Source organism: Myxococcales bacterium, assembly GCA_016699535.1.
Classification (GTDB): Bacteria; Myxococcota_A; Polyangia; order Polyangiales.
Genome location: CP064980.1, coordinates 3,537,527 through 3,560,812, shown reverse-complemented (window position 1 = coordinate 3,560,812; position 23,286 = coordinate 3,537,527). Strand labels below are relative to the sequence as shown.

The following is a 23,286-nucleotide window of genomic DNA, read 5'->3' as shown; positions in this document are numbered from 1 at the left end:
TTCGTTTTGGTGCGCAGCCTTCTTTCGTTCTACGTGAAACAACCCGACCCTTTTTCAAGAATCGTTTTCAGACGGCTCATCGCTTCTGTGTGCTGTTCGGCCTTCATACGTTTCAAATTAACGAGCTTCCATTTGACCGCAGGTAACTCGTTCACACCTTTTAGCTCTAATAGCGACCAGTCAGGGGTGCGGTTTTTAAACGAAAGAAGAAACACACGGTCTTGATCTGTGAGGGCCTTCTGTACATGTCCTATAAGGCGTTCACGAGTTTGCAGTAGATCGTCGAGCGAAACCGGTTCTTCGGTCATTTCTCTGAACTCGGTTTCGAATAGTTTACTGATGTCCCTTTGGTTCGGCGAGAGCAGCTCGGATATTGGCCGCTGATGGCTGATGAGATAGACAAGGAAGGACACGCACGAGTAGCTCGACCTGTCCGAAGAAGGGATGGGTCCTATTCATGCATGTTCTCCGGCACCGTGATCAGGTATTTTCGGTCAAGCTTGCCTCCTTTGGCGACGACCCGTTTACCATGGCCGAGATCGAAGCTCGCCGGATCAAGCTTTTTGAACCATGCATGACCTTGCCGTTGCGCCAGCCAAAAAAAGAGCCGCTTGGCCTTTACATGCTTCAGCTGATGCAGGATCGCATCCAGACGGCGAGGCGATAGGCTCACCAATCCCTGCATCAACTGTTCGGCATGCTCGAAGGAAACTTTCTCCGGAACATCAACAAGAAGCTCACATATCGCACGTTCAGAAGAAGAGGCCTTGAGCGGGGCTGATTGATCCCCCCACGACAGATCGATGCTGAAATCTGGCTTGAGCTCCTTGTTGTTCACTGCCGTCCATAGGCGGGCATTGCCATGCCATTTGAAGGTCTCTGCTAGGTCGACCTTGTTTGCCCATGAGGGCAGAGGATCATAGCCATAAAGGTGAACAGTCCTAAGGCTGGACAGCGATAGGTAATGCGAGTGTCCCTGGAGTTCCAGAGCGCTGATGCCGCCGACAAGCAGATCATTTCCCATACGTTGGAGGGAGGAAACCAATCCCTGCCATTTCAGGGTCGTCTCCGGGCGCTTGTAGACGCCCGGCGCAAGCGAGACGAGTTGGCCGCTCTTGAGCAGATTATCAAGACCATGACGGCTCAGCCCCTTGTCCATCAACCAGCTTCGTGCCGCCAGGAGGCCATAAGGCAGCAGTTTTGCGAGCTCTGCGCGTATATCGGCATTTACGAACATGGTTTATATTTGCTCTGTTTTGCGGCGGACATCGCCGGATATATTGATGTCAATAAACCATGTTATCACAGCGCTTAGGTTTACAAAACAATAAATACGCGGCGATTTTCGCCGTAAATTGTGTTATATCTAAACCAAAATCGGGAATCGAGAGACGGATGCTTTGCTATCTGTAAAACGGTGTCAGACGGATATTGCCGGGAGCCCGAAGGCAGCTGCTGGGGTGGCAAAAGAAGCTTTTTTCGTAAAATTGGATGGTCTCGATGCCAACCCCGGTGTGTTTAGTAAGTTGTACAATGGTAAAAGTCCCAGAGCTACTCATAATGACCCCTGTACCTTGCTTCAGAGTCAAGCTTGGTGCGTCGCATCAGTGTGCCGGAAAAGACAGTAGACGAAACTTTGATCGCGGCCCGCGGGTGTGTAGAGCCACCGCTGTAAATGATGGCTTGGAAAGATATCCTAAGCCAAGATGAAATTCGAAGCATTATTGCCTACCTCATCACCCTGTATGCTTGGGACGACGAAGAGTAACACTAAGAAACATGCCGTGTTGTCGCGTGAGGAAGTCCGTGTAGCTTTCAACTTCTTCGGGAAAGTTGCAAATTCTTTGCGTTTGTGCTCGTTACAATCCCAACTTACGGACTGAAGGCGCGTTGGAAATCATGGAGGTAGCGCAGCACCAGCTTTTCTTGTTTCTGACGTAAGTCATTGTCTGAGATAAACCAGCCTATGAAACCGGTTGTTTCGACTAGGACGCTGTAGCGAATGATCGTCGTCGATGGTTGGGGAGCCTTTGCGATTTGCATACGGGCCAAAGCATAAATGCCGCCGGAATCAACGGTCAGTTCGGCGCGCAAAGGTGTTTTAAATTTGAGCACGTAGTCATGAAAGCCATGACCGAAAATTTCAGATTCAAGTTCCATGGTCCATACATGCCCGACCTTCTTTAAGTTCTTCATGCCGCGGATGTCGCTAAACATAGTGGGCCAATCCCTTAAATTTTGAATACGCTTCCACACGGTTGGTGGTGCCATCTTAACTTCGACCATTCCGTGCACCCAACGCGGGTCGGCACGGTCGCGGTGCCAGCGGACAGAGCTTGGGGCCTTGCCGCGATCTGGTATCGATTGCGCACGAGCTTGCGAGCTGTCTGCTAGCACGAAAAGCAGAGTCCCTGCCAAGGCCAGCACCCTTCCAACGTGCCGATAAGGGATGAGTCTCACAGTGCGGGCTCCTCGTGTTTATCGTCGCCATCGCTCTGAGTAACGTGCCAGCGAAAGTCGCAATGCCCGGCTCCCATGGCGATGGTACCTGTTCGCTCTAGGTGAGCACCCCACTTTTCCGCTAAGGGAAAGTCAAGCTTGCACCAGGTGTTCACGCACAGCTCAGAAGCACCGTATCTTGAAAAAAATTCGGCAACGGGGCAGCGGGTGCAATCGAATGCGACGACGCCGCTGGCACTTGGCACATCGCGCCACCCGTAGCTTGGCGAGCCAAAGGGAAAAGTTCGAAATAGATCGGTAGCCAAGCGCAAGCGCTTGTCGGGATCGTCGGTAAGCGCGGCGGCGAGCAGAAGCGGAGGCTCTCCCATGCGTGTATAAAACTTCCAACCGATATCGTAGATGAGCTGGTAACTTTGGTCTTTGCTGACATCATGCCCAAGCAAAGCCTCATGCATGGCAAGCGTCAGCAGGGCAAGATGCGTTGTGAACACGGCACCGAGCGTGCGCTCGATAGGCAGGGATGCTTCCAGTTCGTAATAACGCTTCCAGCTTTCGGCTAGAGCTTGGTCGGCCGCCTCGCCTGGCAACGCTTCCCCAAGAATCTTTCGGGCATCGGTTTCGAGTAGCGATTTCCATAAACCACCATCGCTTAATGATTGGGTGACGGTAGTGCTCAGCTGTTTACCAAGCTCACTGATTATCTCCACGGTCGCATCCCAGTCCCAGCTGTGATCGAGCGCTTGCTCGGGTGGCATTTCGCCGATCAGTAGTAGCTCGGGGACGATTTGCGACAGCCGGCGTTTGACAAGCTCGGTCGAAGCTGTGCGGGCAAGGTATTGACGGGCGATGAAGGGTCGCGAAATTTTTTCGAAACGAGCCTCTGGCGCGAGTACAAAGACCAGTGCTTCGGCCGTCGTTAAGGCTTTGGCATGAAGCATGAGTTCACTTGGAAATACAAAGCCGTGTTCGTAGCCGGCTTGCATCATCTCCAGATATACTTTTGTGAAACTCATCTCGCTGAGTCGAGACTCATAGAAGGTTTCAGCGAGCGCGGCGAAACGATTGAAGAACGCCGTCTCGTTTGCGCCCGACAGAACACGCGTCTGGCGTTTGAAATGATAAAAGGCGCGCCGAGTCTGTTTTTGTACAACCGCAAACCAATACAAAATAAAGCGATCCCGCTGCGTGTCGCTAAGCTCGCCGATCATGCCAAAATCGATCAACGTAAAACTGCCGTCGGCATGAAAGAATATGTTGCCGGGATGAAGGTCGGCGTGAAACAGACCATCGGCAACAAACATTTGTAGCAGTACATCGACAATCCTTGCCACGAGTGTTTGTCGCTGAGCCGCTGGCAGCGTAGCGAAAGCTTCATGCACCCGCATACCTTCCACCCACTGCAACGTGAGCACGCGAGAGGTCGTATGGCTATCAAAGACGGCCGGGAAGTGAACATCCTTGCGACCTCTAAAATTGGCACGAAAACGTTCAATCGTTTTGCCCTCGTTGGCAAAATCGAGCTCTTTGAGGGTGTAGCGCTGGAACTCGTCGAAAAATGCCACCAGATTGGTTCGCTTCATTCGTTTCGGAAACAAACACGCTAACCAGTTCAAGCCTAGTTGCAGCGCATCAAGGTCGCGCCGTAGCAAACGCTCGAGGTCGGGCCTCTGAACTTTGACCGCGACAACGCTGCCGTTGTGCAACACCGCTTTATGGACCTGAGCCAGCGATGCAGCGGCAACGGGCGCTCGTGAGAAGTCTGCAAACAAAGCATCAACAGATGTGCCAAACTCTTGCTCGAGGATCGCGTACACCGTCTCGAAAGGAAGCTCGGGCGCTTGTTCTTGCAACTTCGAAAGCGCTTCTATATAGGCAGCGGGGAGCAACTCAGAGCGCGTGCTTAGGATTTGACCAAACTTGATAAAAGTTGGGCCCAGCGCGACAAGACGATCGGCGAACCTTGCCGGAATCGTGTCATCGCTGCCGTCACGCCGGAATCGACGATAAGCGCTGTACTCGCTCACGAGCACCCACCAAATCACGCACAGCCGCGCCAACCGCTGCACCATGCTCTGGACCTTAGCCATGTGTATACCTGTTCTCGTTGCGCTGTTGCCTACGATTACGGTTCCGTCCCATAGGGAATTGATTGAGAAGGTAGAGCATGATCATATTTCTGAGAATCGTTTCTGAAATCTACGGGGTGACGGTTAGTAAAATAGTCTCGCGTGCAATAACGAATTCGAAATGCGCGACGATCTCGAGGGTATAGTCCCCCGCGACTTCAAAGGTAGTGATGGAGCGATAGCCATCGCCGTGAAGCTCCGTATGAAGGGGCACGCCCTCGGTTTCGGATTCAAATCGAGCGCTTATATGAAGCACATGGGGCACTATTCGTTTACCGGACAGTGTGGCAACCACGGTAATCTCACATTCACTGCCCACGCGAACTGGCGTTGGGTTGACGGAAGTTTCGATCTGATAGCTGTCATCGATGGTGCATGAACTAGCAACCACCAACCAGATCAATATGTGGCAACTTCGCTTTACAAGTCCCGACGGCATCACATGAACTCCTCTCTACACGGGGGCGTTGCTCTGCAAGTTTCGTGCCCGCGTCTCAAGCGGGTGCCCCTGACGGCAGGCGTTCGGGCACATCGAGGCGCGCCGCGCCGATCCGGTTGTCGGCCATCCCGTAGTAAACGTCGATGCGGTCCGGCAAGCCCAGATCGAGGCGCTGGTCGATGCCGGTGGGGAAGACGACGTTAGAAACCACGCCCTGCCGCTCTTGCGGCAGCAGGGGAGTCAACACTGCCTCCTCCGATCGATAAAGGAGCACGCGCGGATGCTCCTTCGAGAGCACCATCACCCCAGCCGAGTAGCACAAAGAGCGCTCGTCACCTCCTGGCTCGGACAGCTCGCTCACGCCGTGGTAAACGATCAGCCAGCCATGGAGGGTGAGGATGGGCGGAGTGCCGCCGCCGATTTTCAGCTTCTCCCAAGGCGATACGGGCGTTGCGAGCCGGTGATGTGAGTTGAACAGGCCAAGATGATGCGGTTCGACGTCATCCAAGGCCATCGGGCAGTAGGAAATCCAGATGCTCTCATGATCGATGTCCACCTCACGGGGCGCGCACTGGCAGACGGTTTCCTCGGGACGCGTGCCGGAGAAGAGGGGCCGATGAAGGATCGCTAGCTGCATCTTGCCGGCGTGATTAGGAATCGCGAGCGGGAAGAGGCTCGCGTCCTTGTTGTCCACGTGAACGAAATCGACGCCGCGATACGGAGCAAAGGTCGCTAGACCCAGACGCTTCCAGTGAAACAAATCTTCCGATATGGCGAGAGCGATCCGTGGACCGCTGGGCGACAAGGCCGTGTAGCTCATGACATAACGCCGCAGCCGCTTCACAAAGGTGATGCGCGGATCCTCGCAACCACCAGAACCATCCGCTCGCAGCTCGTAGTCAGCCTCCGGCTCAAGGGCAATGCCGAGCCGCTCGACGCCCACCGGATCACCTGCTTGATTGAAGCGCACGCGGGCAATGCCGATGCGCGAATAGTTGCCTTGCGCGACAAGCCGGGGGAAGAGATACAGGTGACCCTCTGGGCCACGAACGGCCGCCGGATTCAGGACGCCTTCGACCTCAAGCGGATTACCTGGTTCGGGCGCCATGATCTGTCCAAGGCGCTGCATCTGAAAGCCGCTCATTGCGCATCCTTAGAGGTCGCGCCGCCCAGGCGCACAGAAAACTCAGGGATAAGTTGCTTAAGGCGGGTCTGCATCTTCTTACGCTTGGCGAAGTCAGGGTCCCATTTGTCCTTCTCGGCATCCAGGGATGCTTTGCTTTCAGCAAGCGTACCATCGAGATCAAAAACAATGAGCTTCTTCATTCGGTTACTACAAATCACGCACAGCCGCGCCAGCCGCTGCACAAGGCTTTGCACTCTAGTCAACATGTCTCACAGCTCCTTTCCGCGTAAACGGCGCAAGCGCTGCAAAAAAAAGCGCTCTAACGCGAACACCACGCCGATGCCAGCCACACTTATGCCAATGATCAGCGGGTCTGCAGAGCCTTTGACAAAAACAAAAGCAACGAGCGCGACGAGATCTAAAACAATGGCTGTGACGAGCACTGCGGCGTTTGCCTGAAGTGTTTTGCGCAAGTGGCGAAGCACCCCCCAATGAATCGCGATGTCCGTGACGAGGTAGAGAATCGCGCCAATCGAGGCGATGCGCGATAGGTCAAAGAGTGCTGCGAGCGCTGCGGCGATGACTACGGTGTATACGAGAGTGTGTTTTTGGACATCTCCCGGCATGCCGAAGTGGCTGTGCGGGATGAGGTCCATATCGGTAAGCATGGCAAGCATGCGCGATACCGCAAAAATGCTCGCAAACAAGCCCGTTGCGGTGGCGACAATGGTGACCGCGACGGTAAAAACCGTCCCGTAACCACCGATGGCAGGACGCGCCGCTTGGGCGAGAGAATAATTCTTAGCCTCGATGAGTTCACTGAGCGATAAACTGGAAGCGATGGCGAAGCACACCGCGAGATAGACCAGAAGGCACAGAACCAGCGAGATGATAATTGCTCGGCCGATGTTCTTTTTCGGGTTTTTGATTTCGCCGCCACTATTGGTAATAGTGGTGAAGCCCTTGAAGGCGAGGATAGCCAGCGCGATGGCGCCGATGAAGCTTGGCGCCGAAGGCTTTCCAGCTGCAGGCCATGGCTGGATCTGCAGATCGACGCCGGAGGCTGCGACCACAATCGCTGCGAAAACGAGCAGGCCCCGATCTTGATCACTGCACTGACAGTCGAGACCGCACCGATCACTTTGTTTCCTGCGATGTTGACTACGAAGGCAAGCGCGATAAGCCCGACGGCGAGAACGGGAACCCAGAAACGCGGTACGTCTTCGGGGAAGAGACGTAGCGTGTATTCCCCGAAGGTGCGCGCGACAAGGCTCTCGTTGATGACCATCGAGAGTGCCATCAGCAAGGAGGCCGCGCCGGTCAACGTCGAGCTCCCGTAGGCCTTTTTCAGGATCATCGCAATGCCCCCGGAAGAGGGATAAGCGCTGGAGACCTTGATGTAGCTGTAGGCGCTGAAGCCGCTTATGATGGCTGCGATGATGAAGGCAAGGGGGAAAAGCCCGCCAGCGAATTCAGCGACCTGGCCGGTCAATGCGAAAATGCCAGCGCCGATCATCACACCTGTCCCCATCGCCACGGTGCCGAGGAGGCTAAGACTTCCCCTTTCATACTGAGCAGAGCGCTTGGTCATAGTTCCGAGCTCCGTAGCCGCAGGGCGTTGGCGATGACCGACACGGAGCTTAAGCTCATGGCAGCGGCTGCGAGCATGGGACTAAGTAGAATGCCAAAAAAGGGATAGAGAATACCGGCCGCGATCGGCACGCCAAGAGAGTTGTAGATAAACGCAAAGAACAGATTTTGTTTGATGTTGGCCATCGTCAAACGCGAGAGTTTGCGGGCGCGCACGATGCCGCGCAGGTCGCCTTTCACGAGGGTGACGCCCGCACTTTCCATCGCAACGTCCGTGCCGGTGCCCATGGCAATGCCCACCTCAGCGCGGGCCAGCGCCGGGGCATCGTTGATGCCGTCTCCAGCCATGGCCACCACGCGCCCCTCGCTTTGCAGCGACGCCACCTTGGCGGCTTTCTCATCCGGCAGAACTCCGGCGATCACTTCGTCGATGCCAAGTTTTGCGGCGACCGCGCGCGCTGTGGTCTCGTTGTCACCGGTTAGCATGACCACGCGCAGCCTTTCGCGGTGTAGTGAGGTGATGGCGTCGGGAGTGCTCTCTTTGATGGGATCGGCGACGCCGAGCAGTCCGGCCACCTTTCGGTCGACAGCAACGAACATTACGGTTTGCCCGTCGGCGCGAAGCTTCTCGGCTGCAGCTGCCACGCTTGCGGTGTCGGCGCCCACTTGCTCCATCATGGCCAAATTGCCAAGCGCCACGTTGTGATCCTCGACCCTTCCTTGAACTCCCTTGCCCGTGACCGATACAAACTCTTCGGCTTTGGTCATGGCGACGCCTCGCTCTTGGGTGCCGGCCACGATGGCGGCCGCGAGCGGATGCTCACTGCCTCGCTCCATGCTGGCCGCAAGTCGCAACAAGCTTTGTTCGTTAAAGCCCGACTGCGCGGAGACGGTAACGAGCCTTGGTTTACCTTCGGTCAGCGTGCCGGTTTTGTCGACGACCAAGGTATCGACTTTGCGCATCACCTCGATGGCCTCTGCGTTTCGAAACAGCAATCCGTAGGACGCTCCTTTGCCCGTGGCGACCATGATTGACATCGGCGTGGCCAGGCCGAGCGCGCAAGGACAAGCGATGATGAGAACGGCCACCGCATTGATGAGCGCAAAGGCCATGCTAGGCTCCGGTCCGAACAGCGCCCATAGCACAAAGGTGATGACCGCGACGGCGATCACTGTCGGCACGAAGTAGCCGGACACCACATCGGCAAGCTTTTGAATGGGAGCGCGGCTGCGTTGCGCTTGCGCCACCATGGCAACGATGCGCGAAAGCAAGGTTTCTGCTCCCACTTTTTCGGCCCGGATGACAAGCCCGCCAGTTCCGTTGATCGTGGCGCCGATGACGCCATCATCCGGGCTCTTTGGCGCCGGCATGGGCTCGCCGGTGACCATCGATTCATCCACGTTGGAATTTCCTTCGAGCACCGTGCCATCAACCGGAATCTTTTCACCTGGCCTCACGCGCAGCCGATCGCCAACAGAAACTTGCTCCAGAGGCACGTCGTGCTCTGAACCGTCTGCGCCAATGCGGCGCGCGCTGGTTGGGGCCATACCCAAAAGCTTTTTGATGGCAGTACTGGTCTGGCTCCGAGCTTTCAGCTCGATAACCTGGCCGAGTAAGATCAAGGTCACGATCACGGCAGCGGCTTCGAAGTAGACCGCGACCTGTCCACCGTGCCCGCGAAAGGATGCGGGGAAGATGCCGGGGAGCAGGGTCGCGATGACGCTATACAGAAAAGAAACACTCACGCCGAGGCCGATCAGCGTGAACATGTTCAAACTTCGGTTGCGCACGGAGTGAAGAGCACGAACATAAAAGGGCCAGGCGGACCAAAGGCACACAGGCGCTGCGAGCGCAAGCTCGAGCAAAGCGCGCAAGCGTCCGGGCAAAAACGCCGAGACAGGTCGCCCGGGCAGCATGTCGAGCATCACGATGCTAAGCAGTGGCACAGACAGTGCGGCGGCAAACCAAAAGCGGCGGCTCATGTCCCTGAGCTCGGGATTGTCCTGCTCCTCTAATGTTACCGTTTTGGCTTCGAGCGCCATCCCGCAGATGGGGCAGTCGCCCGGTCCATCTCGAACGATTTGTGGATGCATCGGACAAGTAAAGAGGGGGCCGTTTTGTGGGGTCGGCATGTTCATGTTCGTGTCCATCGTTGTGAAGCGGCTGCTCCTTGGAGCGTGTGGATGATTAAATCAGTCACGGAAAGCATACGCATGAAGTGTGCCAAGCGGACAATTGCCCTAATTCCTGCAAATAGAGGTGTTTGCCTCATCTGCTTGTAACCCTCGCGGTTACCAAACAGTAACCGTATGGGTTACGTTGTTTGCGCCCCTCCCATTGTTTGCCTTGAATTTGAGGATCTACAACCTGGCATGGGTTTTGCTTTGAAAATCTTGTGCCCCGCGCAGGGGCGGTATGAAATTCTTCATTCAACAAGTTTGGTTGTTTCGGCGGGGACTGGTTTTCTGTTTATGACGCTTTTTTCATGTGCCACGACTTCGGCTGCAAAGGAGACAGGAACAAAACCTGATTAAATTAAACATATTATTAGGAGGAGAGTGATGTTATTTGTTCGTTTGTTTGTTTTTTATTTATTGATTTGTTTTGGCGTAACGTCATCCGCGGTGGCGGAGGAAAGCGCCATGGGCTCCGGAGCAGAAAAATTCGATAGCGCGATGCAGCCAATTCTTGTTTCTTATCTCAGAATTCAAGAGTCACTTTCGAAAGACAGTTTGAACGAAGTGAAAGGCGCTGCGGCAAAAATCATCAAAGAAGCAAAAAAGTTAAAAACACAAAAAGTAAGTGGCGAGCACGAGAGCCACTATAAGAACATCCCTGGTGACCTAAAAAAGGCAGCAAGTTTACTCGGCAAAGCAACTCAGATCGAGCAAGCGAGGACTGCCTTTAAAAAGCTATCCATGCCGATGGCCATGTGGGGCACGATGTCCAAGCCTGCTGGCATCGATGTGCTTTATTGCTCCAAAGTGAAAGCGAGCTGGCTGCAAAGGCGCGGTGAAAGCAAAAACCCATACCGCAGTGGTCCAAAAATGCGTTCCTGTGGGGAGATTGTCGGGGGCAGTTCGCATTCTAGAAAACACCACTAACCGCAATTTTGTCTGGAACGGAATTTAAAATGAAAAAGCCGTCGAAATTTATGTTTTTTATGTTTGGAGCAGCCATGCTTGGCGCTTGCGGCAAGAGCAATTCGGAAAAAAGCGTTGCCTCGCAAGTTGTTGAAACGAAGCAGCCTGAATCAGCGCATGTCTACACCGTGCAAGGCGATGTCGTACACGTTAATAACGAGACCTGCGCAATGAGTGGATCGCCCCTTGATAAAAAAGACCTTGGCAAGTTTCAAAGCCGGGTGACCTATGATGGTCCGGTTGCAGAGTATCAAGGAAAAACGCTGGTATTCAATCAATGCTGTGAGATGTGCATCAAGAATTTTCCAGAAAAGTGGGCAAAAGAACGCGATGACATCATGAGGACGCATGGACTTCTTTCCCTGGATTCCGTTTCCCGACGCATAAACGATTAAAATGAACGAACACACCGATCATTGTGACGCATCAACCCCGAACAGGGGGAAGCCTCTGATGCCGAGAAACGCGCGGAGTGGATCGCCTCTTGTAACTAAACGGGTTACAGTAGGTATTGTGCAGAATTCTGATTTGACCAGGAAATTGATGGCAACCATGGTTATTCCGGAATCGATTCCAGCAAGGTAGTTTCCCTTTGGCGACGCATCGATGTGTTTGCAGGAGGTTTGCTATGGGCAGTTTTGAACGTTATTTGTCTCTTTGGGTTGCGTTGGCGATTGCTTTGGGCATCGTGTTGGGCCACGTATCCTCCGGTTTTTTTGAGCTTGTCGCACGGTTTGAATGGGCCCATGTCAATTTGCCAATTGCCACGCTCATTTGGCTTATGATCTACCCGATGATGCTCAAGGTCGATCCCAGTTGCCTCAAAAAAGTTGGCACAAGGCCCAAGGGCTTGGCGTTAACCCTAGTCGTCAACTGGCTTATCAAGCCCTTTACCATGGCCGGGCTTGGTGTGTTTTTCTTCAAAGTGCTTTTTGCTGACATGGTTTCTGCTGCAAGCGCCCAAGAATATATTGCTGGCATGATTTTGCTTGGCGTTGCGCCCTGCACTGCGATGGTGTTTGTCTGGAGCCATCTTACAAAGGGCGATGCCAACTACACCCTTGTGCAGGTTTCGGTCAATGACCTCATTATGATCTTCGCCTATGCACCACTGGCTGCATTTTTGCTTGGAGTCACCGATATTCATGTTCCGTGGGAGACGCTCATTGCCTCGGTTATCATCTTTGTGCTCATCCCGCTTTGCGCAGGAATGCTCACTCAACGTCTTATGAGCGCAGCGCGACTTAACCGCTTGGCCGAGGGGCTAAAACCTTTGTCGATGATTGCGCTTTTGCTCACCGTGGTTTTGCTTTTCGGCTTTCAAGCCCAAACCATCATGGCGCAGCCACTGAACGTGCTGCTTATTGCCATCCCACTTCTGATCCAAAGCTATGGCATCTTCGCCATGGCTTACGGACTTGCGCGGTTACTTAAGCTGCCTTTTGATGTTGCTGCACCGGCAGCGATGATTGGCACATCAAACTTCTTTGAGCTAGCAGTTGCCGTCGCGGTCAGCGTGTTCGGCATCGCTTCCGGAGCGGTGCTGGCCACCGTAGTTGGTGTGCTCATCGAGGTGCCTGTGATGCTCTCACTCGTAGCCTTTGCCAATCGCACGCAAGGTTGGTTCCCCGCACCTCAATCGAGCAAATAGAAGGAGCTAACAGGAATCGGGGGACGGATACTTTGCTATCTGGCAAAGGGTGCCAGGCGGGTATTGCCGGGAGCCCGAAGGCAGCTGCTGGGGTGGCAAAAGAAGCTTTTTTCGTAAAATTGGATGGTCTCGATGCCAACCCCGGTGTGTTTAGTAAGTTGTACAATGATAAAAGTCCCAGAGCTACTCATGATGTTAAGCGGTCTAATACGGCGTCCGATTAATGTGATTGGGGAGGGCGTAGTGAGATTGCACTGGAGCGAGGCGGGAAAACGCAGGAATATCCCGTGATATTTCAAGTATGTGAGGCGACGCTCCAGTGCGAGCTCACAAGAAAAACGCAATCACATCAATCGGACACCGCATTACACTCTGTACCTTACAATAGAGTCAAGCGGGAGTAGTGCCCGACTGGTGTTTTTTGAGTTCGGTTGGGAATCCAGGTTCCAAACTTTTTACCAGTTTTGGGTGCCGCTATTGCTTTGTTCGCAGTGCATAAAACCTTCAGGCTCGATTTGGATGGTGGGATGGTTCATACCGAATTGATCATGGAGGATATTCTGGGCCGTCTTGAGCACGGACGCTGTTTCAGCTCCTTCTTGCAAGCACAAATGCACCGAGCAAATTTCCATGCCCGAGGTAAGGGTCCATGCGTGCAGGTCATGAATCGCACAGACGCCATCAATGTTTTCGAGGGCCGCATGCATGGCTTTGATGTCCAGATCGGGTGGGGCAGCTTGAATCAGAATCCGGATGGCTTTGCGCGCCAAGCGCCATGTGCGAGGCAGCACAAACACCCCAATAACGGTGCCGAAGATGGGATCGATAAGCCGAAAGCCAGTGGCCTGAATGACAACCGCTGCTACAATCACCCCAACGGAGCCAAGCAAATCAGCAAGCACTTCAAGATAGGCGCCTTCAACATTGATGCTTTCACTGGCGCCGCCCCTGAGCCAAAAGAAAACCAGCAGGTTGACCGCAAGCCCGATGATGGCAACAAAAAGCATGGGCGCCCCGAGTACTGCAGGAGGCTTTTGGAAACGCTCAATGGCTTCGTAAAGGATGTATAGTGCGACACCGAATAGCAGCACCGCATTGGCGAGTGCAGCCAGGATTTCCAAGCGGTATAAACCGAAGGTTTTCTGTGGATCGCGCTTGACGCGGTCAGCTGCACGGATGGCAGCTACCGCCATGCCAAGCCCAAGCACGTCGGTTAACATATGACCGGCATCTGAGAGCAGCGCCAGTGAATTGGTCATCAGGCCGCCCACGAGCTCCACTATAAAATATCCGCCTATGACCCAAAATGACCATAAGAGCCGATGTTTATACTTGCCTGCGGCCTGCCGCACGTTAGCCGCTGACCCATGTGTGTGATCTTCGCTCATCGGACTATGTTTTTTTGCTTATCCTGTTTTACAAACCATGTATAGACCGACGGAATCACAAGAAGTGTGAGCAGAAGCGAAGTACACAATCCGCCAATCACAACGGTCGCAAGCGGACGCTGCACCTCAGCGCCAGCGCTTGTCGCAATCGCCATCGGAGCAAAACCAATGATGCCGGTAAGCGCTGTCATCAGCACGGGCCTAAGACGCGAGATGCCTCCTTGTCGCGCAGCGCTATCCGGATCTTCCCCTTCTTTTTGCCGTTGAACCATATAGGAGACCAACACAACACCGTTCATCACTGCAACGCCAAAAAGTGCGATGAACCCGACGCCTGCTGAAATAGAAAGCGGATATCCGCGAATGCTCAGGGCAACGAGTCCGCCCGTGATGGCCATCGGAACGTTTAGGTAGATGAGCGCTGCAAGGCGTGCTGAGTTGAAGGTGGAATAAAGCAGGAAAAAAATGAGCAACATCGCAATGGGGATAAGCAATGCGAGACGCTTCGATGCTTTCTGGAGGTTTTCGAATTGACCGCCCCACTCGATCAGCCAACCCTGGGGTAGCTCCACTTTCGCAGCAACTGCTGCCTGCGCATCGGAGACGAAGGAAGCCAGGTCACGCCCCCGCACATTGGCCTCCACGTTGATACGCCGACTAATTCGCTCGCGGCTGATCTGAGCGGGTCCCTCCTCAAGCGTGATCTGCGCCAACTGGGAGATCGGAATCTGCATTGTGGGGCCATATTGTTGCGGCACGCCTATGCGCAGATCGCGAATGGCACGCAAGTCTTTTCGTACATCGTGATCGAAACGCACTTGCAAAGCAAAACGTTTTTGGCCTTCGAGCACAGTGCCGACTCGTTTGCCGCCCACTGTTTCGATGACATCGAGAACCTGTGTTGCCGTGATGCCATAGCGTGCAATGGCAGCTCGATCGATGTGGATGCGCAGCAACGGCAACCCTTGCGTCTGTTCTGCCTTGACATCAGCGGCGCCCGGAACCTTTTGAACGATGGCAGCAACCGCGTCGGCTTTTTGCTTGAGCAAATCTAAATCATCGCCGTAGATCTGAATCGCGATGTCAGAACGCACTCCGGAGATGAGTTCTTGCACACGAAGCTCAATGGGTTGGGAATAACTAAAGATGGCTCCTGGAACGTTCTTTTTTATTGCTTCGTCGATGGCCTCGAGTAGCGCTTCCTTGGTCTTGAATCGCCACGTGTCTGGTGGCTTCAAAATAATGTAAGTATCGCTTATCTCCACGCCCATTGGATCGGTCGCAATTTCAGCGCGTCCGGTGCGGGAGACAACCGTGTCCACTTCAGGGAACTGCTCTTTGAGTACTTGTTCAGCCATCGTGCTGATGTCGTTCGACTGCTCAAGCGAGACGCTAGGCAGACGCCAAATTTGCATCGCGATAGCGCCTTCATCGAGTTTGGGAATGAACTCTGCGCCCAAAAACGGTATGAGAAAAAGACTGATCACAAAGATGCCCACGGCAGCTCCAAAGGTGCGAGCCTTGTGGCGAAGGACCAGGCCGAGCAGTGGCACGTAGACCCTTTTGGCCATACGAAAGAGCCAGGGCTCCTTTTCTGAAATGTTTTTGAGAAAGAAGCTCGCGAGGACCGGCATGAGGGTAAGTGCAACCACAAGCGAACCAAAAAGTGCAAACATGACGGTCAGGGCCATCGGGATGAACATTTTTCCCTCGACGCCACGAAGGCCAAGGATCGGGAGATAAACGATCATAATAATCCCGACAGCGAAAAGTACCGGGCGGGCAACATCGCGAGCTGCAGAGCGGACCTTCTCGAGGTGTGAGGCGTCCTTTGCGTGTTTGGTATCGTGAAGCACTCGAACAATGTTTTCGATCATCACGACAGCGCCATCCACAATGATGCCAAAGTCTACTGCTCCGAGACTCATAAGATTTGCCGACAACCCCGCCCACTTCATTCCAATAATCGCTACCACAAAGGAGAGCGGGATGGCCAAAGCCACAATTAGCGCTGCACGAAGATTGCCGAGCAAAAGAAGCAGTACAATGACGACCAACAGGCTTCCCTCAACCAGGTTTGTCGCGACGGTTTTGATGGTGCGCTCCACAAGCTCGGTACGGTCGTAGTACGTCTCGATGCTCACACCCTTGGGAAGCGTCTTTTTGACCTGTTTGATCTTGTCTTTGACGCGATTCACCACAGCGCGAGAGTTCTCGCCCATAAGCATCATGACGATGCCAACGACGGTCTCACCGCGACCGTCACGCGTGACCGCCCCTTGTCGAATCATGGGCGCGAACTGCACTTGGCCGACGTCCCGAACATACACTGGCGTGCCCTGCGCGTCATGGCTTAGCACGATGCTGCCAAGCGATTCAAGATCTTCAATTAGCCCTTCGCCACGCACAAGATACTGCTCACCCTGATGCGCGATGTAACCACCGCCGACGTTACGGTTGTTGGCCTCCAGAGCACTGAGTACATCTCCAACACTCAGACCGTAGGCCACCAACTGCTTTGGATCGAGCGTGGCCTGGTATGTTTTGAGCTGGCCGCCGAATGAGTTTACCTCGACAATGCCCGGCACTGAGCGAAGCTGATAGTTGACGTACCAATCGAGAATCGTGCGCAGCTCCATTGGCGTATAACACTCCTCTGTATCCTCTTGCTCGGCCTCGCACATCGGTTCGCCCTTAACCTCGAACTGATAGATTTCACCCAAGCCAGTGGAAATGGGTCCCATCGCAGGTTCGCCATAGCCCTGCGGGATCTGTTCACGCGCCTCGGTGAGACGTTCGCTGACCTGCTGACGTGCCCAGTAAATGTCGGAGCCCTCTTCGAACACCACCGTGACAACCGATAAACCAAATTTGGATACGGACCGAATCTCTTCGACCTTGGGCACACCGCTCATGGCCGTCTCGACAGGGAAGGTGATAAACTTTTCCACCTCTTCTGGAGCCAAACCGGGAGTGTTGGTCAGCACTTGAACCTGAACGTTGGTCACATCGGGCACTGCGTCGATTGGCAGATCAGAGAGGGAATACGCTCCGATAGCCACCGTCAAAAACCAGCCGATGATAACCAGCAAACGGTGGTTTAGAGAAAAATCGATGATGCGGTTAATCATTTGCTTTGTCCCTTAGTCGTCATGACCGCCGCCCAGGGTATTTTTGGCGGCCTCGGATTTAAGAATGAAGGTCCCCTCGATTACTACCGAGTCGCTAGCTTTCAGGCCACTTAAGACCTCAGCGTAGGCATCCGTTTGCTGGCCAAGCGTAAGCACACGGCGCTCGAAGCGACGTTCTCCTTTTGGAACAAAAGCTACTTGCTCCTTGCCGTCTCTTTGAATGGCGCCCATGGGCACCACGAGGGTTTTCGGCGAGAGCGCTCCGTCTACGCCATGTGGATCGGAGACGACTACATTTGCAAACATGCCTGGCTTGAGGGCTCTGTCTGGATTGTGGACGTCGATACGAGCCCGAGCGGTTCGTGTGTCCGGATCGATCTCATTGCGAATATAGGCTACTTTGCCCTTGAAATTTGGTCAGGAAAGGTGTCTACGCTGAGCACCACGTCATCATCCAAGTGAACGTGAGCCAAGTCGCGTTCATAGATGTCAATCCAGATCCACAAACTTGAGAGATCTGCCACTGTAAATACGTTGTTTCCAGGTGAAACGATTTCGCCCAAACTGATATGTTTTTCAACGATGGTTCCAGAAATGGGAGCTGGCAAGGGAAAAAGTGCCGCTGCGGAGTCATCATAACTCACGGAATCAATTTGGCGGTTGGATAACCCCAATAGGCGTAGTTGTTGTCGTGCACTTTGGAATGTGGCGTTCGCACGCTGGTGGCTCGCTTGCGCCTCGAGCACGGACTGCTGGCTTGTAATCTGATCCGCGAGCAGACCCTGTTCACGCTCAAGTGTGCTGGTTGCAAGTTCAAGCTGCGCCTTTGCTTGCAAGAATGTGCTTTTGGCTTGTCCAAACGAAATCGAATCAATCACAGCAAGGCTCTGCCCTTTTTTCACCTGCGCGCCGAGGACTGCGTGGACCTGGTGCACCCTTCCAGGTACACGCGGCGAGACATGAGCGAGGTTATCCTGGTTGAAGTCGACCCTTCCGGTCGTGGAAATCACACCGGATAGTACGCGGTTTTGCACGGGGCTTGTTCGAATGCGGACTCGCGTAGCAGCTTCGGCAGTAAGCACAACGATTCCCTCCTTATGCGCATCGTTGTTATCATGCTTTGCATGTTGCTCTTTGGTTTTGGACGAGCACGCTCCAAATCCTATGCCCAGTGCGAGGGCCATCAAATGGATAAGTAGGTTTCGCCGTATCATTGTTTCTCCTTTGGTTTGCGTTTGGGCAGGGGCACAGGCATTCTTCCGGTTGCAATCTGGAGCGCGATCCAGGCCTGTCGGGCATTGGCCTCCGCGGAAATCAGTTCACGTTGCCCATCCACCAGCGAGCGACGAATGAGCACAACCTCTGGCCAGGTGGCTTTACCTGCATCGAAAGCACGCTGAAGAAGCAACAGATTTTGCTCCAGTGTCCCGACAACCAACTGCCGTAATCTTTGTGCGGTGCGGATCCCTGTTTGATAACGCGTGTGTGCGGCTACGACCTCGCGCTGTGCCGAGAGCTCACCGAGCTCGTGCTCCGCCAGCGAACGATCGATCCCAGCTTTGGTTTCTTGAATGCGTCCTTGGTTTCGGTTGAACAGTGGAATAGGGATCGACAGCGCTCCGCCTACGAGCGGTATGCCTTCTTCGCTTCCGGCAAGAGCGCTTAGGGTGATATTTGGCCACGCTTCTGATTTGGCAAGCTCGTAGCGTCCACGGCTTGCTGCTTGCTGCTCTCTGAGGGCTCGCAGATCAGCTCGTCTGCCGTGTGCGGATTGCACGGCTTCTTTAAGCGAAGGAGGCGCCTCGAGCTCGACATGAAGCTTTCCCCGCGGAAGTGGCAGAAAAGAAGGATCGAGTCCTATGGTCTCGGCAAGAAAAGCCCTCGCCAGGCCATAGTCGGCTTCGGCGGACTGAAAACGCGCCTCGGACCGTCCAAGCTCCGCGGCTGCAACGTTGACATCGAGCTGAGTGGCGCCGCCGCGTTCTAAACGACGTTGCGCCAGTTCGTAAAGCCGTCTTGTTAACACCACATCCCGAAGGGCCACGTCCAGAAGCTCCCGAGTCTCAAGGCCTGCGATAAAAGCAACATGCACGTTGGCAGCAAGCAGACGTTTCGTGCGCAACAGTTTGGCTCGCTGCGCAGCAAGCTCTCTCTGTGAAGCGCTTATCCGGTCACCGCGCTGAGCGGCTATCTCAATCTCCTGTCCCAACACAAAATTCAAATCAGGCCTGCTCTGATCGGGCCCTATCGTATGGGCAGCTGCGCCGCCGGAGAGAATCGGATTGTGGGGATAGGTTTGTGCCCCTGTTAGCCGACCCTGTGCTTCTCGAAGACGCGCTTCGGCTGCGCGAATTTTTGGATGACTGCCAAACGCGTAGCTTACAGCTTGCTCGAGATGAATTGCTTGCTCCGGTCGCAGTGGACGCCATGCCGCGGTTCTGCGGGTAGACAACTCCTGTCCATATGCTGGCATACCACCACTGGCAGCCAGGACCATTAACGCGGCGACAGTGCCCCGCGCATTAAATATATGCGATCGTCTCTTCATAGCCTTTCCTTTGCCAATCGTAGGTGCACCAAAATAGGCGCTTGAGTTACACGGAATTTTTCGCCGCAAAGGGCGAACTCCGGACACTTGACTCCCTTGAACGCAGAGCTAGGCAGTGGAGGACGAAAGACGCCAGCCAGATGAGCGTCGGTTGGCCCATCGCCATCGATCCACCATTTGGGCCTAGCGTCATCGCGAGCAGGCGCAACAACACCGGACACTGCGGCTTGCATGGTATAAGCAACCGTTGAATGACATGGACAAAGATGAAAAGGCCCTGAACACCCATGTTCAGCTTCTTGAGACTGGTGCTCGGTATCAGACAGCGCATGGGCTGAATGCCCATGGACGGCAAAATGAACGGCGCTCTCCACAAGTTCGCCCAATCCCGGCACAAATTGCAGAGCAAGAACGAGAGACACTATCGGGGAGAGCTTCTTTATCATCGCTTTCAACATTAACACATGGTTAGCCTAGGATGCAAGGTAAGCTAGTTTTTGATCAGCTGGGCGGTGTTCTTGAAGGATTTAGATAGGTAGTCCTTGGCATTATCGCTCACTGCAAAGTTGCTGCCGCCCACGCTGCGCAGCGCCACAAAATCAAGCCAGGCGCGCTGCATCAGTATGCCGAAAAAGGCAGTAGACGAAACTTTGATCGCGGCCCGCGGGTGTGTGGTGCAATTCCTTTCGTGTTTCTACAAGCGTGCCTCGCGGAGTCCTTGGATTGGTATGCAGCTTCCCAATGCTCGCGTCGATCTGTCATGTCCATCTCCTATACCCAATGCGTGAGCACCGCGTGTGTCATATAACAAACAATTTCAATTCCTTTAATATTTCGATCACTTGGACGTGAATGAACCACGATTAGGATCACGGTGATTTGGTGATCTGGCCGGGGCTCGCTCAGACGAGCAAAAAACCACCTTTTTTTGAACACAGGGGAAGGCGCGAGAATGCTCACGGTTCCAATCAATGAAATTATTGAACAATTTGTGGGGATCCCTCGGGCCTTGGCAGCTTCCTCGGCCCCTCGGCAAACGTTTACCTTCGAAGGATAGTTGAGGAGGTTAGAGTCTTGACCTTGGCCCGGCGTGTGGTATGATAAAGTAATACTATGGCGGGAAGTACCAAAATAGCGATTACGCTTCCGGATGATGTCTATGACGAAGTTGAGAAGTTGCGGCTTGCGAATCACGAGAGCCGCAGTGCGGTGATTCAACGTGCTGTTCGGATTTTATTGCGCCACAATGAAAGACACGCTCGTGTGCGTGAATATGTTGCTGCTTATAAGTGCTCTCCGGAATCTCAAGATGAAGTAAGACAGGCGACAGCGCTTGCCAAGTCGGGGCTGTCGCACGTGGATTGGGAATGAAGCGGGGTGAACTGTGGTGGGCCCGGCTTGATAAGCGGCGGCCGGTACTTCTTCTTTCTCGTGATGAAGCTTACGATGTGCGGGCTATGGTAACGGTGGCGCCGCTTAGCACAACCATCCGTGGCTTTTCAGTAGAAGTCCGAGTAGGCCGCAAAGAAAAGCTACCGAAAGTTTGTGTTGTTAACTTGGACAATGTAGCCACGATAGCCATGGCGTCGCTTGAGGAGCGCATCTCTGTTTTAAGCACATCAAAAATGGCGCAAGTTGATGACTCCCTACGTTTTGCGCTCGGTTTAGAATAGGCAAGGCATAAATCTCTATGCCCAGTAACGGGGTCAGGTCGCTTCATGTAGACAACTCGGAGTTTGGAGGAAACGGCGAACTTGTTTGTTCCATAGACATTCGTGTCTACATGAAGCGACCTGACCCCGTTTTCGTTTCCGATAGCAGCTCAGCAATTTCTCCGAGCGTAAAGCCAAGTCCTTTGGCGCGCCGGATAAAGCGGACTCGATCAAGCGCTAAAGTTGAATATTGCCGATAGCCCGAAGGCAGCCGTTTAGGCGCCACGAGAAGCCCTTTTTTTTCGTAAAACCGGATTGTCTCGACGCCAACCCCAGTGTGTTTAGCCAGTTGTCCAATGGTAAAAGTCTCGGAGCTGTTCATGATGTTAACCAGTCTAAACCCCGTACCTTGCTACAGAGTCAAGCCTGGCGCGCTGCATCAGTATGCCGAAAAAGACAGTAGACGAAACTTTGATCGCGACCCGCGGGTGTGTGGTGCAATTCCTTGCGTGTTTCTACTAGCGTGAAACCTTCGCCGAGCTCTGCGAGAAGTGAGCTCGGATGGTATTGAACGACCGGAAGGCCACTGCAGCGCGTGGGACCGTCTTCTGCAAATGTGGCGATGATTGCGTGTCCGCCAAACTTGAGTGATTTTTTCAACGTGTGCACGTACGCCCTTTTGTCAGTGGTCTCCGTAAGAAAGTGAAAGACAGCTCGGTCGTGCCAGATGTCAAAATTTCCGTCGATGGCGCTCTCTGCGATGTCGGCCTCGATCCAGAGCACTTGCTCTGCCTGCATGCCAAGCCGCCTTTTGCTTTCTTCAAGTGCTGAGGCCGAAATGTCAAGAACGCTCAAGTTCCGGCAACCTTGGGTTATGAGCTCATCGACAAGAAGCGAGGTGCCGCCACCCACATCGATGATTCGTGTTAGCGGGCTGCAGCCCGCCATCTCGATAAGCGCAAGCGATTCGACCGGACGAGGCTGAAACCAGCTTTGTGTCTCGGAGTCCTTGGATTGGTATGCAGCTTCCCAATGGTTGCGTCGATCTGTCATGTGTTGACTTTCTGGATAGGCGCAGTGGGACCGCAGCAATCAGCAGCAGCATGGGCACATTTTTGCTCAAGATGTGCGGAGCAGGTAACAGTGCTGGCGAATGCAGGGCTCGTAGCTTCCATGGCTTCGGAAAGACCTTCCTTCAAAAACGAAAAAGCTTCAACTGGGCTGTCTGCGAAGCGAAAAAGCGCACGGTCCTGTGGGCTAATCATGCCGTGCTTGGTCAAAGCATCGAAAATTGACGATCTCTTTCCAGTAAGCAGGGCCGTAGAGCAGAACCGAAATGGGTCGTGCAAGTTTTTTCGTCTGACAAAGGGTGACTTATAAAGCCCTCTTCTTTTCTTGGGTATTCGTTCTTTTTCGATCGGTTTCAACCGCCAACGAAAGTCGCAACATGCATCTCCAGCGGCAAGCGTTGTTGACCGCTCCAGTTGCGCGCCCCATTTTTCGGCAAGAGAAAAATCAAGGCTGCAAAAGGACTCGGCGCATAGCTCAGGGAGACCTTGTTGCTTGAAGTACTCGGCAACCGGGCAGCGCTTGACGTCGAAGGCAACGCTTTGCTTATCCGATGGCACATCTTGCATCAGATAGGCTGGCGGACTGAAAGGAAATTTCCGGAAGATTGTGGTGGCGCGCTTTAGTCGGGCAATGGGCGATCGCGCTGAAATCCGCGCGATCAACCAGGGAAGCTTTGCCATTTTGTCGTAGATGACTGCGGTGACTTTGGCGGTTTGTGCGCGCGCTTGCTGCTCGTCGAGTCCTTCAACTAGCAGGACATGGTAAAGCTCTGCCGTGAGCGCAGCACAGTGAACCATCACATTACCTCCCATCGATGCTTCTTTGCGAAGATTGCTTGCGCTGGTTCTATAGCGACCGAAGGCTTGCTCAAGAATCTGTTTTGCGCGTGCCCGTCCAAAACGCTGGGCAAGCACCGGTCGGGTGTGAATAAGAAGCCATGGCTTCAGGAGTCGCATCATG

At 53.9% G+C, this 23,286-nt stretch carries 23 protein-coding genes and 1 pseudogene; 6 read left to right on the top strand and 18 right to left on the bottom strand.

What is annotated here, in order from left to right; genetic code table 11:
- Nucleotides 1-29 precede the first annotated feature (29 nt).
- Entirely contained in the window at nt 30-308 is a 279-nt protein-coding gene (locus IPJ88_16780) for a hypothetical protein (protein ID QQR89807.1), read from the bottom strand.
- Nucleotides 309-451: 143 nt separating this feature from the next.
- Nucleotides 452-1,237 (bottom strand): type IV toxin-antitoxin system AbiEi family antitoxin, encoded by a 786-nt coding sequence (locus IPJ88_16775; GenBank protein QQR89806.1) that lies wholly within the window; start codon nt 1,235-1,237, stop codon nt 452-454.
- Nucleotides 1,238-1,675: 438 nt separating this feature from the next.
- Between IPJ88_16775 and IPJ88_16770 the strand changes: the two genes are divergently transcribed.
- Nucleotides 1,676-1,768 carry a cytochrome c gene (locus tag IPJ88_16770; protein ID QQR89805.1) on the top strand — a complete coding sequence of 31 codons (93 nt, stop codon included), beginning with the start codon at nt 1,676-1,678 and terminating at the stop codon, nt 1,766-1,768.
- Nucleotides 1,769-1,872: 104 nt separating this feature from the next.
- Here the strand turns inward: IPJ88_16770 and IPJ88_16765 are convergent, their stop codons facing one another.
- From IPJ88_16765 to IPJ88_16735, 7 genes and pseudogenes are all read right to left on the bottom strand, one after another.
- Entirely contained in the window at nt 1,873-2,460 is a 588-nt protein-coding gene (locus IPJ88_16765; GenBank protein QQR89804.1) for a hypothetical protein, read from the bottom strand.
- Entirely contained in the window at nt 2,457-4,547 is a 2,091-nt protein-coding gene (locus IPJ88_16760; GenBank protein ID QQR89803.1) for an L-2-amino-thiazoline-4-carboxylic acid hydrolase, read from the bottom strand. The genes IPJ88_16765 and IPJ88_16760 overlap by 4 nt, the downstream gene beginning before the upstream one ends.
- A gap of 109 nt (nt 4,548-4,656) precedes the next feature.
- On the bottom strand, nt 4,657-5,025 hold the full coding sequence (locus tag IPJ88_16755; protein ID QQR89802.1) for a hypothetical protein: 369 nt from the start codon (nt 5,023-5,025) through the stop codon (nt 4,657-4,659).
- Nucleotides 5,026-5,080: 55 nt separating this feature from the next.
- Nucleotides 5,081-6,169 carry a glycosidase gene (locus tag IPJ88_16750; GenBank protein ID QQR89801.1) on the bottom strand — a complete coding sequence of 363 codons (1,089 nt, stop codon included), beginning with the start codon at nt 6,167-6,169 and terminating at the stop codon, nt 5,081-5,083.
- Entirely contained in the window at nt 6,166-6,417 is a 252-nt protein-coding gene (locus IPJ88_16745; GenBank protein QQR89800.1) for a hypothetical protein, read from the bottom strand. The genes IPJ88_16750 and IPJ88_16745 overlap by 4 nt, the downstream gene beginning before the upstream one ends.
- 3 nt (nt 6,418-6,420) lie before the next feature.
- Nucleotides 6,421-7,742: pseudogene (locus IPJ88_16740) on the bottom strand (APC family permease).
- Nucleotides 7,739-9,835, bottom strand: a complete 2,097-nt coding sequence (locus IPJ88_16735) for a copper-translocating P-type ATPase (GenBank protein ID QQR92071.1) — start codon at nt 9,833-9,835, stop codon at nt 7,739-7,741. Before IPJ88_16735 ends, IPJ88_16740 begins: the two are co-directional and overlap by 4 nt.
- A gap of 468 nt (nt 9,836-10,303) precedes the next feature.
- On the opposite strand from IPJ88_16735, the gene IPJ88_16730 reads away from it, so the two are divergent.
- From IPJ88_16730 to arsB, 3 genes are all read left to right on the top strand, one after another.
- Nucleotides 10,304-10,846, top strand: a complete 543-nt coding sequence (locus IPJ88_16730) for a DUF3347 domain-containing protein (protein ID QQR89799.1) — start codon at nt 10,304-10,306, stop codon at nt 10,844-10,846.
- 29 nt (nt 10,847-10,875) lie between these two features.
- A complete protein-coding gene (locus IPJ88_16725) occupies nt 10,876-11,280 on the top strand; it encodes a hypothetical protein (GenBank protein ID QQR89798.1) in 405 nt (134 codons plus the stop codon).
- A gap of 233 nt (nt 11,281-11,513) precedes the next feature.
- Nucleotides 11,514-12,536, top strand: coding sequence for an ACR3 family arsenite efflux transporter (arsB, locus tag IPJ88_16720; GenBank protein ID QQR89797.1), 1,023 nt, complete (start codon nt 11,514-11,516; stop codon nt 12,534-12,536).
- Nucleotides 12,537-12,991: 455 nt separating this feature from the next.
- Here the strand turns inward: arsB and IPJ88_16715 are convergent, their stop codons facing one another.
- From IPJ88_16715 to IPJ88_16690, 6 genes are read right to left on the bottom strand one after another with little or no spacing between them, the layout of a single operon-like run.
- A complete protein-coding gene (locus IPJ88_16715) occupies nt 12,992-13,924 on the bottom strand; it encodes a cation transporter (protein ID QQR89796.1) in 933 nt (310 codons plus the stop codon).
- Entirely contained in the window at nt 13,921-17,055 is a 3,135-nt protein-coding gene (locus IPJ88_16710) for an efflux RND transporter permease subunit (GenBank protein QQR89795.1), read from the bottom strand. The genes IPJ88_16715 and IPJ88_16710 overlap by 4 nt, the downstream gene beginning before the upstream one ends.
- A 12-nt stretch (nt 17,056-17,067) precedes the next feature.
- Nucleotides 17,068-17,445: an efflux RND transporter periplasmic adaptor subunit gene (locus IPJ88_16705; protein QQR92070.1), complete on the bottom strand. Its 378-nt coding sequence runs from the start codon at nt 17,443-17,445 to the stop codon at nt 17,068-17,070.
- 5 nt (nt 17,446-17,450) lie between these two features.
- On the bottom strand, nt 17,451-18,269 hold the full coding sequence (locus IPJ88_16700; protein QQR89794.1) for an efflux RND transporter periplasmic adaptor subunit: 819 nt from the start codon (nt 18,267-18,269) through the stop codon (nt 17,451-17,453).
- Nucleotides 18,266-19,603: a TolC family protein gene (locus IPJ88_16695; protein QQR89793.1), complete on the bottom strand. Its 1,338-nt coding sequence runs from the start codon at nt 19,601-19,603 to the stop codon at nt 18,266-18,268. The genes IPJ88_16700 and IPJ88_16695 overlap by 4 nt, the downstream gene beginning before the upstream one ends.
- On the bottom strand, nt 19,600-20,049 hold the full coding sequence (locus tag IPJ88_16690) for a hypothetical protein (GenBank protein ID QQR89792.1): 450 nt from the start codon (nt 20,047-20,049) through the stop codon (nt 19,600-19,602). The genes IPJ88_16695 and IPJ88_16690 overlap by 4 nt, the downstream gene beginning before the upstream one ends.
- 667 nt (nt 20,050-20,716) lie before the next feature.
- Here IPJ88_16690 and IPJ88_16685 point away from each other — a divergent pair.
- Nucleotides 20,717-20,974, top strand: a complete 258-nt coding sequence (locus tag IPJ88_16685; protein QQR89791.1) for a ribbon-helix-helix protein, CopG family — start codon at nt 20,717-20,719, stop codon at nt 20,972-20,974.
- Nucleotides 20,971-21,276 carry a type II toxin-antitoxin system PemK/MazF family toxin gene (locus IPJ88_16680; protein QQR89790.1) on the top strand — a complete coding sequence of 102 codons (306 nt, stop codon included), beginning with the start codon at nt 20,971-20,973 and terminating at the stop codon, nt 21,274-21,276. The genes IPJ88_16685 and IPJ88_16680 overlap by 4 nt, the downstream gene beginning before the upstream one ends.
- A 106-nt stretch (nt 21,277-21,382) precedes the next feature.
- On the opposite strand, the gene IPJ88_16675 is transcribed toward IPJ88_16680, so the two are convergent.
- From IPJ88_16675 to IPJ88_16665, 3 genes are read right to left on the bottom strand one after another with little or no spacing between them, the layout of a single operon-like run.
- Nucleotides 21,383-21,637 (bottom strand): MerR family transcriptional regulator, encoded by a 255-nt coding sequence (locus IPJ88_16675; GenBank protein ID QQR89789.1) that lies wholly within the window; start codon nt 21,635-21,637, stop codon nt 21,383-21,385.
- A 38-nt stretch (nt 21,638-21,675) separates the two neighbouring features.
- Nucleotides 21,676-22,308 (bottom strand): class I SAM-dependent methyltransferase, encoded by a 633-nt coding sequence (locus tag IPJ88_16670; GenBank protein QQR89788.1) that lies wholly within the window; start codon nt 22,306-22,308, stop codon nt 21,676-21,678.
- Complete coding sequence (locus IPJ88_16665) at nt 22,305-23,285, bottom strand: L-2-amino-thiazoline-4-carboxylic acid hydrolase (GenBank protein ID QQR89787.1); 981 nt, start codon at nt 23,283-23,285, stop codon at nt 22,305-22,307. The genes IPJ88_16670 and IPJ88_16665 overlap by 4 nt, the downstream gene beginning before the upstream one ends.
- Nucleotide 23,286 lies beyond the last annotated feature (1 nt).